At 72.2% G+C, this 14,383-nt stretch carries 16 protein-coding genes; 15 read left to right on the forward strand and 1 reads right to left on the reverse strand.

The annotated features are described in order from the left end of the window. Positions 1-150 precede the first annotated feature (150 nt). The 9 genes from D452_RS0112725 to D452_RS0112765 all read left to right on the forward strand — a co-directional run bounded on the left by D452_RS0112725 (position 151) and on the right by D452_RS0112765 (position 9,630). Positions 151-1,233 (forward strand): histidinol-phosphate transaminase, encoded by a 1,083-nt coding sequence (locus D452_RS0112725; protein ID WP_017544532.1) that lies wholly within the window; start codon positions 151-153, stop codon positions 1,231-1,233. Between the two features lie 67 nt (positions 1,234-1,300). Then, a complete protein-coding gene (gene hisB, locus D452_RS0112730) occupies positions 1,301-1,894 on the forward strand; it encodes an imidazoleglycerol-phosphate dehydratase HisB (protein WP_017544533.1) in 594 nt (197 codons plus the stop codon). After that, the gene (locus D452_RS30875; RefSeq protein ID WP_017544534.1) at positions 1,895-2,056 is read left to right on the forward strand and encodes a hypothetical protein; all 162 of its coding nucleotides are present in this window, start codon (positions 1,895-1,897) and stop codon (positions 2,054-2,056) included. Positions 2,057-2,107: 51 nt separating this feature from the next. Then, a complete protein-coding gene (hisH, locus tag D452_RS0112740) occupies positions 2,108-2,758 on the forward strand; it encodes an imidazole glycerol phosphate synthase subunit HisH (RefSeq protein WP_017544535.1) in 651 nt (216 codons plus the stop codon). Positions 2,759-2,999: 241 nt separating this feature from the next. Then, positions 3,000-3,758 carry a bifunctional 1-(5-phosphoribosyl)-5-((5-phosphoribosylamino)methylideneamino)imidazole-4-carboxamide isomerase/phosphoribosylanthranilate isomerase PriA gene (gene priA, locus D452_RS0112745; RefSeq protein WP_017544536.1) on the forward strand — a complete coding sequence of 253 codons (759 nt, stop codon included), beginning with the start codon at positions 3,000-3,002 and terminating at the stop codon, positions 3,756-3,758. Beyond that, positions 3,755-4,528, forward strand: a complete 774-nt coding sequence (gene hisF, locus D452_RS0112750) for an imidazole glycerol phosphate synthase subunit HisF (RefSeq protein WP_017544537.1) — start codon at positions 3,755-3,757, stop codon at positions 4,526-4,528. The genes priA and hisF overlap by 4 nt, the downstream gene beginning before the upstream one ends. A 190-nt stretch (positions 4,529-4,718) precedes the next feature. Further along, entirely contained in the window at positions 4,719-5,477 is a 759-nt protein-coding gene (locus tag D452_RS0112755; protein WP_020379988.1) for a peptidoglycan-binding domain-containing protein, read from the forward strand. 275 nt (positions 5,478-5,752) lie between these two features. Continuing rightward, complete coding sequence (locus tag D452_RS0112760) at positions 5,753-7,783, forward strand: ABC transporter ATP-binding protein (protein ID WP_017544538.1); 2,031 nt, start codon at positions 5,753-5,755, stop codon at positions 7,781-7,783. After that, complete coding sequence (locus D452_RS0112765; protein ID WP_017544539.1) at positions 7,780-9,630, forward strand: ABC transporter ATP-binding protein; 1,851 nt, start codon at positions 7,780-7,782, stop codon at positions 9,628-9,630. Before D452_RS0112760 ends, D452_RS0112765 begins: the two co-directional genes overlap by 4 nt. A gap of 55 nt (positions 9,631-9,685) precedes the next feature. Here the strand turns inward: D452_RS0112765 and D452_RS0112770 are convergent, their stop codons facing one another. Continuing rightward, complete coding sequence (locus tag D452_RS0112770; protein ID WP_017544540.1) at positions 9,686-10,675, reverse strand: hypothetical protein; 990 nt, start codon at positions 10,673-10,675, stop codon at positions 9,686-9,688. Positions 10,676-10,819: 144 nt separating this feature from the next. Here D452_RS0112770 and hisI point away from each other — a divergent pair, with 144 nt between their 5' ends. From hisI to trpC, 6 genes are all read left to right on the forward strand, one after another. After that, a complete protein-coding gene (gene hisI / locus D452_RS0112775) occupies positions 10,820-11,164 on the forward strand; it encodes a phosphoribosyl-AMP cyclohydrolase (RefSeq protein WP_017544541.1) in 345 nt (114 codons plus the stop codon). Further along, positions 11,161-11,874: a Trp biosynthesis-associated membrane protein gene (locus D452_RS0112780; RefSeq protein ID WP_017544542.1), complete on the forward strand. Its 714-nt coding sequence runs from the start codon at positions 11,161-11,163 to the stop codon at positions 11,872-11,874. The genes hisI and D452_RS0112780 overlap by 4 nt, the downstream gene beginning before the upstream one ends. After that, positions 11,874-12,167 carry an HGxxPAAW family protein gene (locus tag D452_RS0112785; protein WP_017544543.1) on the forward strand — a complete coding sequence of 98 codons (294 nt, stop codon included), beginning with the start codon at positions 11,874-11,876 and terminating at the stop codon, positions 12,165-12,167. The genes D452_RS0112780 and D452_RS0112785 overlap by 1 nt, the downstream gene beginning before the upstream one ends. Positions 12,168-12,334: 167 nt before the next feature. Then, positions 12,335-12,775 carry a CD225/dispanin family protein gene (locus tag D452_RS0112790; RefSeq protein ID WP_017544544.1) on the forward strand — a complete coding sequence of 147 codons (441 nt, stop codon included), beginning with the start codon at positions 12,335-12,337 and terminating at the stop codon, positions 12,773-12,775. A gap of 122 nt (positions 12,776-12,897) precedes the next feature. Next, on the forward strand, positions 12,898-13,350 hold the full coding sequence (locus D452_RS0112795) for a DUF2752 domain-containing protein (protein ID WP_017544545.1): 453 nt from the start codon (positions 12,898-12,900) through the stop codon (positions 13,348-13,350). A gap of 214 nt (positions 13,351-13,564) precedes the next feature. Beyond that, complete coding sequence (trpC, locus tag D452_RS0112800) at positions 13,565-14,371, forward strand: indole-3-glycerol phosphate synthase TrpC (protein ID WP_017544546.1); 807 nt, start codon at positions 13,565-13,567, stop codon at positions 14,369-14,371. Positions 14,372-14,383 lie beyond the last annotated feature (12 nt).

The raw sequence follows: 14,383 nt of genomic DNA on the forward strand, positions 1-14,383 counted from the left end.
CGGCGGCGCCCGAAAACCGGCCGAAGCGAACCGGAGGCCGTCAGACGCCCGCCCCGGCGGGGCGATCGGCCACGGGGACCCGTGTGACCACGGTGGTCACCGCGGCCCCGGTGGACCGTCCCGCCACAACCGACCACGAGTGTGAAACCAGTGAGCTTCACCCTGAACGACCTGCCGCTGCGCGACGATCTGCGCGGCCGCTCGCCTTATGGCGCACCGCAGATGGACGTGCCGGTGGTCCTCAACACCAACGAGAACCCCCACGCCCCCTCGCCGCGTCTGGCGAAGGCCCTGGCCGAGGCGGTGGCGGACACCGCCCTGGGACTCAACCGGTATCCCGACCGGGACGCGGTCCGCCTGCGCGAGGGCCTGGCCGCCTACCTGGGCCACGACCTGACCGCGGCCAACGTCTGGGCGGCCAACGGCTCCAACGAGATCCTCCAGCAGCTGCTCCAGGCCTTCGGCGGTCCGGGTCGCACGGCGATGGGCTTCGAGCCCTCCTACTCCATGCACCCGATCATCTCCCGGGGGACCGGGACGAACTGGGTGCCGGTCCCGCGCGACGCCGACTTCCGGATCGACGTGGGCGCGGCCCTGGCCGCCATCGCCGAACACCGGCCCAGCGTCGTCTTCCTCACCTCGCCGAACAACCCGACCGGCACCGCCCTCGGGATCGCCGACATCGAGCGTGTCGCCCTGGCCGCCCCCGGTGTCGTGGTCGTCGACGAGGCCTACGCCGAGTTCCGTCGCGAGGGCACGCCCAGCGCCCTGGCCCTGCTGCCGGAGCACGCCAGGCTGATCGTCTCGCGCACCATGTCCAAGGCCTTCGCCCTGGCCGGGGCGCGGGTGGGCTACCTCGCCGCGCACCCCGCCGTGGTGGACGCCCTCCAACTGGTCCGTCTCCCGTACCACCTGTCCGCGATCACCCAGACGGTGGCCGTCACCGCCCTGGAACACGCCGAGGAGCTCCTCGGCGCCGTCGCCGACCTGCGCGCCGAACGCGACGCCATCGTCACCTGGCTGCGGGAACAGGGCTTCTCCGTCGCCGACTCCGACGCCAACTTCGTCCTGTTCGGTGAGTTCGAGGACCGCGGCCGGGTCTGGCGGGACCTGCTCGAGCAGGACGTCCTCATCCGTGAGACCGGCCCCGACGGCTGGCTGCGCGTCACCGTCGGCACCACCGAGGAGATGGCGGCGTTCCGCGCGGCCCTCCTGAAGGCCACCGGCCGGTAGCCGCGTCGGGCCCCGCCCGACACCACAGCACGTTCCACCACGACAGCACCACCAAGGATCAGGGACCATGAGCCGCATCGGGCGCGTCGAACGCGCAACCAAGGAAACCAAGGTCATGGTCGAGGTCGACCTGGACGGCACGGGCGTCGCCGACGTCTCCACCGGAGTCGGCTTCTTCGACCACATGCTCGACCAGCTCGCCAAGCACGGGCTCTTCGACATCACCGTGCGCACCGAGGGCGACCTGCACATCGACTCTCACCACACCATGGAGGACACCGCCCTCGCCCTGGGCGCGGCCTTCCGCGAGGCACTCGGCGACCGTGCGGGCATCCGCCGCTTCGCCGACGCCAAGGTGCCCCTCGACGAGGCCCTGGCCGAGGTCACCGTCGACGTGTCCGGCCGCCCCTACCTCGTGCACACCGAGCCCGAGGGCATGGCACCGATCATCGGCCGCGACTACGACACGACCATGACCCGCCACATCTTCGAGTCGTTCGTCGCCCAGGCCCGTGTGGCCCTGCACGTCCACGTGCCCTACGGCCGCAACGCCCACCACATCGTGGAGGCGCAGTTCAAGGCGTTCGCCCGCGCGCTGCGCCAGGCCACCGAGAACGACCCGCGCGTGGACTGGGTGCCCTCCACCAAGGGCGTCCTGTAGATGGACACCGACCTCTGGGGCCTGTTCCTGCTGGTCCTGGGCGGATTCCTCGCGGGCGGCGTCTACGCCCTGTGGGGGAGGAACCGCCTCATCGCCGGGGCCCTGGCCGGATGCGTCGCGCTCGCCGTGGTCTCCGGCGTGCTGCGGCTCGGCTACCTCTAGTCCGCCCGCTCCAGGGCCGCTCACCTCACCAATTGAAGGGCACGCACTCGAATGTCACGTGTGGTCGTCTTCGACTACGGGTCGGGCAACCTCCGCTCGGCCCAACGCGCCATGGAGCGCACCGGCGCCGACGTCACGGTCACCTCCGACCCGCACACGGCGCTGGACGCCGACGGGCTCGTCGTCCCCGGTGTGGGCGCCTTCAGCGCCTGCATGGCCAGCCTCAGAGCCGCCGGCGGTGACCGGATCATCGGTCGCCGTGTGGCCGGGGGCCGCCCCGTCCTGGGGATCTGCGTGGGCATGCAGGTCCTCTTCGAGCGTGGCGTGGAACAGGCCGACGTCCACGCCGAGGACCGCGCCACCGAGGGTTGCGGCGAGTGGCCGGGCACGGTCGAACGCCTCAGGGCTCCGGTGATCCCCCACATGGGCTGGAACACCGTCACCCCGCCCGAGGACTCGCGCCTGTTCGCCGGTGTGGGCCCCGAGGAGCGCTTCTACTTCGTGCACTCCTACGCGGTCCGCCGCTGGGAGTTCGTCAGCCACAGCGACCGCTTCCGCGGCCCCCAGGTCACCTGGTCCGAGCACGGCGAGCCGTTCGTGGCCGCCGTGGAGAACGGCCCGCTCAGCGCCACCCAGTTCCACCCGGAGAAGTCCGGTGACGCGGGCGCCCGCGTCCTGGCCAACTGGGTCGGCAGCCTGTGACCACCGCTGTGCCACCTTGGGCCTCCGCTTCGCTCTGGCCCGGGTACGGCGCCTTCGCGGAGAGATGCGGGTCAAGGCAACACGGCATCGTCGTCCAAGCCCGGCTCGTTCCTCGTTGGCGGCTTGACTCGTCCTGCACTGTGTCTGCTGAAACCCGGACTCTCCGGCGCCGAACAGAACACCCTCCCCTGCCCAGTGCAACCCGCATGACCCCGAACCGAACCGAGCACGAGAAGGCACCATGACCGGCGAACACACCCCGTCGACCCCCGTACTCGAACTGCTGCCCGCCGTGGACGTGTCGGGCGGTCAGGCCGTCCAGCTCGTCCAGGGAAGGGCGGGCTCCGGAGGCCAGTACGGCGACCCCTTCGAGGCCGCCCGAGCCTGGCGTGACGCCGGGGCAGAGTGGATCCACCTCGTGGACCTGGACGCGGCCTTCGGCCGGGGGCACAACCGCGACCTGCTGCGCGACATCGTCGACCGCCTCGACGTGAAGGTGGAGATGTCCGGCGGCATCCGCGACGACGAGACCCTGACCGCCGCCCTCGCCACCGGCTGCACCCGGGTGAACATCGGCACCGCCGCCCTGGAGAACCCCGAGTGGTGCGCCCGGATCATCGCCGAGCACGGCGACCGGATCGCGATCGGACTGGACGTGCGCGGCACCACCCTGGCCGCCCGGGGCTGGACCCGCGACGGCGGCGACCTCCTGGAGACCCTCGACCGCCTGGAGTCCGAGGGCTGCGCCCGCTACGTGGTCACCGACGTCAACAAGGACGGCACGCTCAAGGGCCCCAACCTGGACCTGCTGCGCACCGTGTGCGAGCGCACCGACAAGCCGGTGGTCGCCAGCGGCGGCGTGTCCAGCCTCGCCGACCTGGAGGCCATCTCCTCCCTGGTCCCGCTGGGCGTGGAGGGCGCCATCATGGGAACCGCCCTGTACGAGGGCGCCTTCACCCTGGAGGACGCCCTGACCACGGTGCGGGGTGCGGATCGGTGAGCCTGGCCATCCGCGTCATCCCGTGCCTGGACGTCGACGCCGGGCGCGTGGTCAAGGGCGTCAACTTCGAGAACCTCCGCGACGCCGGTGACCCCGTGGAACTCGCGGGCACCTACGACGCCGGGGGCGCCGACGAAGTGACCTTCCTGGACGTCACCGCCTCCAGCGGCAACCGCGAGACCACCTTCGACGTGGTCCGCCGCACCGCCGACCAGGTGTTCATCCCGCTCACCGTGGGTGGAGGGGTCCGCTCCACCGAGGACGTGGACCGGCTGCTGCGTGCCGGTGCCGACAAGGTCGGAGTGAACACCGCCGCGATCGCCCGTCCGGAGCTGATCGGGGAGATCGCCGAACGCTACGGCCGCCAGGTCCTGGTGCTCTCCGCCGACGTGCGCCGGGTGCGTGAGGGCGGCCGCCCCACCCCGAGCGGGTTCGAGGTCACCACGCACGGCGGACGCGAGAGCGCGGGCCTCGACGCCCTGGAGTGGTGCGAGCGCGCCGCCGAACTGGGCGCCGGTGAGATCCTGCTCAACTCCATGGACGCCGACGGCACCAGGGAGGGGTTCGACCTCGAGCTGATCCGCGCGGTGCGCGCGCGGGTGGACGTCCCGCTGATCGCCTCGGGCGGCGCGGGCGCGGTGGAGCACTTCGTCCCGGCGGTGGCGGCGGGCGCGGACGCGGTCCTGGCCGCGACCGTCTTCCACTTCGGTGAGTTCACCATCGCCGACGTCAAGCGGAGCCTGAGCGAGGCCGGGTACCCGGTCCGGTAGCTGGAACTGCGACGACACGCCGTGGAGACACGGAACAGGCCCCGGGCGGACCAGCCCGGGGCCTTTGACCTGCGCGACCGTGTCAACGATCGCTGTCAGTAATCAAAGCGTGTCATGTCGTTGACCAAGTCGTGATCCGTGTGAGCATGAGCGCGTCTTACCAGCCACGACAGGAAGATAACCGCACATCATGTCCAAGCATGTCCTGACCGGCGTCGTGCGCCGGATCGCCTCCCTCGCCACCGCCGGAGCCATCGCCCTCGGCGGCATGGCGCTCATGGCACCGACCGCCGCGGCCGACGACTACGAGCGCACCCCGAACGAGGTCATCCAGCTGATCGAGGCCGCGCAGATCTGGCCGAACTACTCGCTCCAGAACCCCGGCCCGAGCGCCGACATCCTCGCCGCGCAGTACTTCCTGAACCACCTCGGGTACATCACCGACAACCCGAGCGAGACCTTCACCCGGGAGTTCGACCGCGTGCTCCGCGACTTCGAGCGCCGTGAGGGCATCACCGTCAACGGCGTCCTCGAGTCGGAGAGCTGGATCAAGATCAGGAACGAGCTGTTCCCGACCAGCGCCGACTCCTTCCACCGGGACGACCGCGGCTACGGCGTCCGCGGCGTGCAGGTCCTGCTCAACGCGAAGTACAACGCGGGCCTGAACGTCAACGGTACCTACAACTCCGCCACGGAGCGGGCCGTCCGCAACGCCCAGCGGGACCTGTGCATCGGTGTCGACGGCGCCTTCGGCAGGCTGACCTACCGGGCCATCATCACCGGAGTCGACAGCTGCCGCGCCGTGAGCGCGGAGGCGGACCAGGAGGCCCCCGCCCAGGAAGCTCCCGCCCAGGAGGCCCCGGCCGAGCAGGCTCCCGCGGAGCAGGCCCCGGTCGAGGACGCTCCTGTCGAGGGCGACCAGACCCGGGAGATGGAGACGGTGCGCTAGTCACGTCAGCACCACCCCGATGTGAGAAAAGTCGGGCCCGGTACGCCACCTGCGGCGTACCGGGCCCGACGCGTGCGCGCCCCGCCCCGGGAAGTTCCCGTTGTACGGAATAGCTCTGATGTGTCCCGCGCTGAAACAATCCGGTGGCAGCTGTCGGAGCCGCTGGATAGGTTGGCCCGAACACGCGACCCGTGCCCCTCGGCATGCCCGGGAACGGACGGAGCGCGGACCGGGAGGCCGGACAGAGCCGGTCAAGAAGCGGAAACGGGGGGCGTATGGCGCAGGGCACCACGACGGCGGACCAGGCGAAGCGGGAGGGGGACCCGCCGGGCGAACCCGCCGCGGAGGGGGTCGACACCAGCACCCCCGACCAGGTCACCGACCCCCACAAGGGCGTCTTCGCCCGGGGGATGCGTGTCCTGGGGGTCGCCGCCCGCACCGAACCGTGGATCTTCCTCGCCGCCGTCGCCGGAGCCATGCTGCACGCGGGCGTGACCGTCGGCTCCGCCTCGGTGCTCGGGTACCTCACCGACAACACCATCCTCCCGGCCTTCTCCGCGGGGGAGACCACCGCGGCCGCGCTCGTCGCCGCCGCGGCCCTGCTCATGGCGGTCGGCCTCGGCAAGGCCGTGGGCCTGGCCCTGCGCCGCCTGCTCGCCGGGCTCATGCAGTTCCGTATGCAGGCCCGCTACCGCCGCGCCGTCGCCCGCAAGTACCTGGAACTCCCGCTCTCCTGGCACCACCGCCACCCCACCGGCCAGCTCCTGTCCAACGCCAACGCCGACGTCGAGGCCGCCTGGCAGCCCCTTGCCCCGCTCCCCATGGCCGTCGGCAGCGTGTTCATGCTGGTCATCGCCTCCATTGCGATGGTCGTGACCGACCCGGTCCTGGCCCTGGTCGCCTTCGTGGTCTTCCCGATCCTGGCCGCCGCCAACGTCGTCTTCCAGCGCAGGGTCTCACCGATGGCCTCCCGCGCCCAGGCCCTGCGCGCCGAGGTCAGCGGCGTCGCCCACGAGTCGTTCGACGGCGCCCTCGTCGTCAAGACCCTGGGCCGCGAGGACACCGAGACCGAACGCTTCACCCGGTCCGCCCACCGCCTGCGCGACGCCCTCATCCAGGTCGGCCGCATGCGCTCCATCTTCGACCCCTTCACCGAGGCCCTGCCCAACTTCGGTGTGCTCGCCGTGCTCCTCCTGGGTATGTGGCGCCTGTCCACCGGCGCCATCGAACCCGGCGAACTCGTCCAGATCGCGTTCCTCTTCACGCTCCTGGCCCTGCCGATCCGCTCCTTCGGGTGGATCCTCGGCGACCTGCCCCGCAGCGTGGTCGGCTGGGACCGCGTCCAGTCCGTCCTCAACTCCGGCGGCACCATGGAACACGGCGACCGGACCCTGGAGCCCACCGAACGCGGTCTCGCGCTCAGCGCCCGCGACGTCACCTTCTCCTACGCCGACGCCTACGACGCCGACGGCGGCGTCCGCGACCTCCTGGACGACACCGTCACGGGGGCCCGCACCACCGTCCTCAACGGTGTCGACCTCGACATCGCCCCCGGACGCACCGTCGCCCTCGTCGGTCCCACCGGGTCCGGCAAGTCCACGCTCACCACCGTCCTCATGCGGCTGGTCGACCCCGAATCCGGTGCCGTCAGCTACGACGGCGTCGACCTGCGCGACCTCGCCAGGGACCAGATCCCGAGTCACGCCGCCCTCGTGCCCCAGGGCACCTTCGTGTTCGAGGACTCCGTCCGCGACAACATCGCCCTAGGCGCGGCCGGGGTCGACGACGCACAGATCTGGGCCGCGCTCCGACTGGCCCGCGCGGACGGCTTCATCGCCGAACTCGACGGCGGACTCGACGCGCGCCTCGGAGAGAAGGGCACCACCCTGTCCGGAGGCCAGCGCCAGCGCCTGGCCCTGGCCCGTGCCATCGTCCGCCGCCCCCGGCTCCTGATCATGGACGACGCGACCTCGGCCGTGGACCCGCAGATCGAGGCCCAGATCCTGGCCGGCCTGCGCGAACGCGACGACGCCGCCACCGTGGTCGTCGTGGCCTACCGCAGAGCCACCATCGAGCTCGCGGACGAGGTCCTCTACATGGAGGGCGGGCGCGTCCTGGCACGCGGCTCCCACACCGAGCTCCTGTCCACCTCCAGCGGCTACAACAGGCTCGTCACCGCCTACGAACGAGCCTCGGCCGAGAACGAGGCCGAGCGCGCCCCGATCCCGGAGGAGCCCGGACCCGCGGAACCCCGCCTTCCCACCGGAGGACACTCCACCGACGCCGCCGAGGAGACCAGCCGATGAGCGCACCGACCCAGGCCCGTACCGACGACAGCTCGGAACAGGCGGCCGGGGCGGGGCGCCCCGAACGCGACCCCGTCCTGTCCCTGCACCAGAACCAGGACACCGCCCTCGGTACCATCCGGCGCGGTCTCCAACTGTCCCCGGAGTTCGCCCGGGGCCTGTGGCTCACCCTGCTGTTCGCCCTGGTCGCGACCGCGGGCAAGGTCATCGTGCCCGTCGCCGTCCAGCAGATCATCGACAACGGGCTCACCGGGGAGGGAGGTCCCGACCTCGGCTTCGTGGCCCGCATGGTCGCGGTCTGCGCCGGACTGCTCGTGGTCACCATGTTCTGCTCCTACCTGATGAACCTGCGCCTGTACCGGGCCACCGAGTCCGGGCTGGCGACCCTGCGCCGCAAGGCCTTCCGGCACGTCCACGACCTGTCCGTGCTGACCCAGAACAGTGAGCGCAAGGGCGCCCTGGTCTCCCGGGTCACCGGGGACGTCGACCAGATCAGCACCTTCATGCAGTGGGGCGGGCTGCTCCTGCTGGTCAGCACCGGCCAGCTCCTGGTCGCCACCACCCTCATGGCGGTCTACTCCTGGCAGCTCACCCTCGTGGTGTGGATCTGCGTCCTGCCGCTGTTCTTCGGCGTGCGCTGGCTCCAGAAGCTCCTGTCCAGGGCCTACCTCACGGTCCGCGAGCGCACCGGCGACATGCTCGGCGCCATCGGCGAGACCGTGATGGGCGCCGCCGTCATCCGCGCCCACGGCACCGAGGAGCGCACGGCCGGACGCATCGACACCACGGTGCTGGCCACCAGGCGGGCCCAGGTGAAGGCGCAGCGCCTGTCCATGGCCGTTTCGCCGTTCGCCGAGATCGTCGCCGCGCTTGGCAACGTCGCCGTCGTCCTGGTCGGCGTGTGGCTGGGGATCGCGGGAGACCTCACCGCGGGTCAGCTCATCGCGTTCCTGTTCCTCATGACGCTGTTCATCCAGCCGATGATGATGGCCACGGAGATCTTCAACGAGGCCCAGAACGCCATCGCGGGCTGGCGGCGCGTGCTCGGGGTGCTGGACACCGCCCCCGACATCGCCGACCCCGGCGAGGCCGGACGCGTGCTGCCGCGCGGACCGGTGCGGGTCGGGTTCGACAGGGTCACCTACTCCTACCCCGAGGGCCCCGTGGTCCTGGACGACGTGGACGTGGAGATCACGCCCGGCACCAGGGTCGCGGTCGTCGGCGAGACGGGGTCGGGCAAGACCACCTTCGTCAAGCTCCTCACCCGCCTCATGGACCCCGCGTCCGGCACCGTCAGCCTGGACGAGGTCGACCTGCGGGAGGTCTCCTTCTCCTCGCTGCGCAGCCGCGTCGTCATGGTTCCCCAGGAGGGGTTCCTGTTCGACAGCTCCCTGGGTGACAACATCCGCTTCGCCCGCCCAGAGAGCACCGACGCCGAGCTGGAGACGGCCGTCAACGAACTCGGCCTCTCCGACTGGCTGGGCAGCCTCGCCCACGGTCTGGACACCCCGGTGGGCCAGCGCGGCGAGTCCCTGTCAGCGGGGGAGCGCCAGCTGGTCGCCCTCGTGCGCGCGTACGTGGCCGACCCGGACCTGCTCGTCCTGGACGAGGCCACATCGGCGGTGGACCCGCACACCGAGGTCCGCATCCAGCGGGCCCTGGACCGGCTGACCCGGGGACGCACCTCGGTCGCGATCGCCCACCGCCTGTCCACGGCCGAGGCCGCCGACCGGGTCCTGGTGTTCGACGACGGCCGCATCGTCCAGAGCGGTTCCCACGACGAACTGGTGGACCGCCCCGGCGTGTACGCGGACCTCTACGCCTCCTGGATCCGCTCCTCCGCCTGAGGTTCCCTCACCCGACCCGGGCCGACGCGCAGCGGAGGCCCAAGGAGAACCAACCTCAGCTCCACCAGTGCGCGGCCAACAGTTCCGCCACCAGGGGTTCGGTCAGCAGGCTGACGTCCGGGTCCGCGTCCCCCGGGTAGCGCACGCTCAGGCCCGCCCCCGGAACGCGTTCGTGTCCGGGGGTGGGTCCCACCGCGACGAACGAACCGCGCAGCTGCCCGAGGTGCTCGGCGAAGCGCTGGTCGTAGGCGGACCCCGCGAACAGCAGGGCCCGGTAGTCCGTCACCGCCGCCAGGTACCGGTCCGAGTGCGACCACTCACCGGTCTCGGCCGTGTGCGCCACCCGGATCGGTCCCCTGCGCAGCACCCGCACCCCCTGCTCGGCGGAGGCCAGCCGCTCGGCCGGGGCCACCAGTCGCACCCCGTCGGGGGAGTCCAGCAACCGGGCGGCCTCGGGCACCCACTCCGGGGCGCCCTCCAACAACACCCGGGACGCGTTGGCGACCCGCCGGAGCAGTCCCGGGAAGTTCGTGCTCCCTCCCGTGGCGGGCGCCCCCAACCGGTGACCCAACAAAAGGAGCAGCGCCAGGGCGTGCTGGTAGGCGCGGCACCCCAGTCCGGACAGCTCCTCACCCGCGCGCAACGGCACCAGCAGGTCCGCGTAGCGCCCCACCACGGCGTCCTCGTCCGGCGCCAGCACGATCACCGGTGACCGCCCCACGTACCGGTCCAGCGCCGAGTGCAGCTCCCGCTGGCCGTCTCCCAGACTCACCGCCACCACGAGCGTCTCCGGGCCCGTCGGGGGCTCCTCGGCGGAGGAGGAGAAGTCGGCGTGGGCCGCCACACCCCCGCGCCGCAACCGGGCGGCCGCCACCTCGCACGCGCGCCGCGCCGGGCCCAGGGCGAGGAACCGCACCGACGCGGGCTCGTCCTCAAACAGCGCGGGCAGCGCCGCGTAGGGGTCCCAGCGCGGGAAGCGCTGGGCGAGCTCGGTCAACACGGCGGGTTTCCCCGCCAGGTCGGCGGACAGGTGCTCGGCGGTCACGGGAGCTCCCAAGCTGGCAGAACCGTCGGAACGGCGACGTCACGGACGCACGAACTCTAATCCCCCCGCCGAGCGCGGGGGAGTGACCGGCGTCAACCAGCACCCGGTGGGCAACGCGCCGACGGCGGCCATAACCTGGAGTGCATGAGCGCCACCAACCTCGACCCGGACATCGCCGCACGTCTGAAGCACACCGCGGACGGCCTGGTCCCCGCCGTCGTGCAGCAGCACGACACCGGGGAGGTCCTCATGCTGGCCTGGATGGACGACGAGGCCCTGCACCGCACCCTCACCACCCGCGACGCCACGTACTGGTCGCGCAGCAGGGGCGAGTACTGGGTCAAGGGCGCCACCTCCGGAAACACCCAACGCGTGGTGTCCGTCGCACTCGACTGCGACGGGGACACCCTCCTGGTGCGCGTCGACCAGACCGGCGCCGCGTGCCACACCGGGGACCGCACGTGCTTCGACGCCGGACGGCTGCTGTGACCCGCGCCGCGCCCCGGGCCCGCCGCGAGTACGGCGTGACCACGCTCGCCATGGCCGCCGGGGCGGCGCTCATGCTGGCCGCCTCCGGACGCGTGTGGGCGACCGGCGAACTCGCCTCGCCCGGGCCCGTCGCCGCCGTCCCCGTGGAGCTCACCGGAGGAGACCTCACCGGAGCCCTTCGCGGGCTGGGCTGGGCCGGACTCGCCGGGGTCGTCGGCCTGTACGCGGCCCGCTCGTGGGCCCGCCGCGTCGTCGCCCTGCTCGTCACGGCCTGCGGTGTGTTCGCGCTCACCTCGCTCTGGTCGGCCACCCGCCCGGACACGCTGGCCGACGCCGTCACGCGGCTGGCCACGGACACCGCGGGCGCCGCGCAGACCGCCGGAGCACCGGAACTCCACGCCCTCGCCCCCGCGATGGGCGCCGCGGGGGCGGTCCTGCTGCTCCTGGCCGGCCTGGTCTCGCTGGTACGTGCCCCTGCCTGGCCGGGCATGGGCAACCGGTACGATCGGGACGCCGCACCGCGTCCGCGCCAGGCGGAGACACCAGCCGACCTGTGGAAATCGCTGGACGCCGGTGACGACCCCACTCTTGGCGCCCCGGAGGTCGGAGCGCCCGCCGGAACCGACCCGGCGGTCCGCGCCGAAGCCGGTGACGACACCGAACCCGCACCGCTGGCCGAGCGGCCAGCCCAACCCAAGGAGAGCCCCTGATGGCCGACGCCCACCACGAAGAGCACGACGACCACGGCAACACCGTGTCCGCCTGGTTCCTGACCGTCTCCTGGATCGTCGCCTGGACCGTGGCCGCCGTCGCCATCATCTTCGGCGGCGACCTCGTCACCTGGACCGTCATCGCGCTGGTCGCCAGCATCGCCCTGGCCGCCGTCGCCGGCGTGATGAAGAAGGTCGGCCTGGGCCGCAAGGAGCCCCGCCCCGTCCCGCCCACGCGCGAGGAGTGGGAGGCGGGTCGCGGAGCCACCGCCGCCACCGCCACCGCCAAGTAGTCCCTCCCGCACGGAGCGTCCGTGGCCCACCCCGGGTGGGCCACGGAAATGGACGGGTACCCCCGGGGCGGGTACATTCACCTCACCGGACCCGCCGTCGACCCGCAGGTCGCGCGGGCCGGTCTCCCCGCCCCCTCGCCCGACACACGTCCGGAAGGACACCATCCATGAGTTACGGGCCTCCGCCCCCGGGCGACCCCGCGGGACACGACCAGTCCACCGGCGGCTACGGCCCTCCGGTCCCGCAGTACGGTCAGCCGTACGCTCCCTACGGCCAGCCCATGCAGCACTACGGCGCTCCCGGACCCTACGGGGTACCCGGTCCGTACGGGGTGCAGCCTCCCGCCTCGGACCCGCCCAAGAACTACCTGGCCTTCAACATCCTGGGCATCTTCGGCTGCCTCGGCATGACGAGCATCATCGGCATCATCGGCCTGATCTTCGCCCTCCAGGTCAGCAGCAAGTGGCACATCGGCGACTACGCCGGGGCCGAGTCCGCCGCGAGCACCGCGAAGGTGCTCGGCATCATCGGCCTGTGCTGCTTCGTGGTCACGGCCCTGTACCTGCTCTCGATGGGCGTCGTCATCGTCGCGTCGATCGCGGCCTGACCCGGGGACACCCGCGGACCCGCCAGTAGTCTGGGCGGGTGCAGCAAGACGACGAACCCGCCAGCCCCCGGCCACCCGTCCCGACCCGCCCGGCCGGACCCGCGGACCGGTCCGGGGGAGGCGTGACCACGGGATGGGTCACCCGTCTCGTCCAGCGGGTCCACCCGGCCACCTGGCCGGTGTCCCTGGGCGTGCTCGGGGTGTTCGGGCTCGTCCTCCTCCACCTGGTGGACCCCAACGAACCGGGCAACTACCCCACCTGCCCCTGGCTGCTCCTCACTGGCACGTTCTGCCCCGGCTGCGGCACCATGCGCGCGGTGGCACTGCTCACCCACCTGGACGTGCTCGGCGCCCTCGCCATGAACCCGCTCCTGGTGCTGCTCCTGCCCTACCTCGCCCTCACCTACGCGACCTGGCTGGCCGGGACCCTGCGGCCACGCGCACGACCGCCCGGACCCGCCCCCACCTGGTTCGTCTGGACGATCCTCGTCTCCTTCGTGGTCTTCTGGATCGCCCGCAACCTGCCCTGGTTCTCCTTCCTCGCCCCCGGCACCCCGCTCCTGCCCTCCTGGTGAGAACGGACCCGCCCCGATGATGCGGGTTCCTGCCCGATCGCGCCGAATCCTCCCGCGCGGTGACCCGGGGGCGGCGGCCCCACGGCCCCCGAGGGTCGATACGATGACCAGCACAGGGTGTGACGGCCCCGCGCCGACACCCCGACCGGACCGCCGTGTCCACCTCCGGACCGGCCGCCGTGAACCGCAACCATGGACGAGGGAGCTAGAACCTGTGAGCGTGCTCGACGAGATCCTCGACGGAGTACGCGCTGACCTGGCGCAGCGACAGGCGGAACTCCCCCTGGACCGCCTCAAGGCCCAAGCCGAGTCGGTGCCCGTCCCCAAGGACGCCGAGGCGGCTTTGCGCCGCCCGGGCGTGCACGTCATCGCCGAGGTCAAGCGGGCCAGCCCCTCCAAGGGCCCGCTCGCCTCCATCACCGACCCCGCCGCCCTGGCCCGCGACTACGAGGCGGGCGGCGCCACCTGGATCAGCGTGCTGACCGAGGGGCGCCGGTTCAACGGCAGCCTGGACGACCTGCGCGCCGTCCACGCCGCCGTCGAGACCCCCCTGCTGCGCAAGGACTTCGTCGTCAGCTCCTACCAGCTGTGGGAGGCCCGCGTCCACGGAGCCTCCGCGATCCTCCTCATCGTCGCCGCCCTGCCCCAGGACGCCCTGGTCTCCCTCGTCGAACGCGCCCGCTCGCTGGGCCTGACCCCGCTGGTCGAGGTCCACGACGAGGACGAGGTCGCCCGCGCCCTGGACGCCGGAGCGACCGTCATCGGCGTCAACGCGCGCAACCTCAGGACCCTGGAGGTCGACCGGGACACCTTCGCCCGGCTCGCCCCCCTCATCCCGGCGGACCGTGTCAGAATCGCCGAGTCCGGGATCCGGGGCCCGCACGACCTGCTGGCCCACGCCGGAGCCGGAGCCGGGGCCGTCCTGGTGGGCGAGAGCCTGGTCCGGGGACGCAACCCGCGCGAGGCCGTCGCCGACCTGGTGACCGCCGGCGCCCACCCCGCGCTGCGCGACCGGAACTGACGGGACGAACAC

This window comes from Nocardiopsis prasina DSM 43845 (assembly GCF_000341265.1).
GTDB classification, from domain to species: domain Bacteria; phylum Actinomycetota; class Actinomycetes; order Streptosporangiales; family Streptosporangiaceae; genus Nocardiopsis; species Nocardiopsis prasina.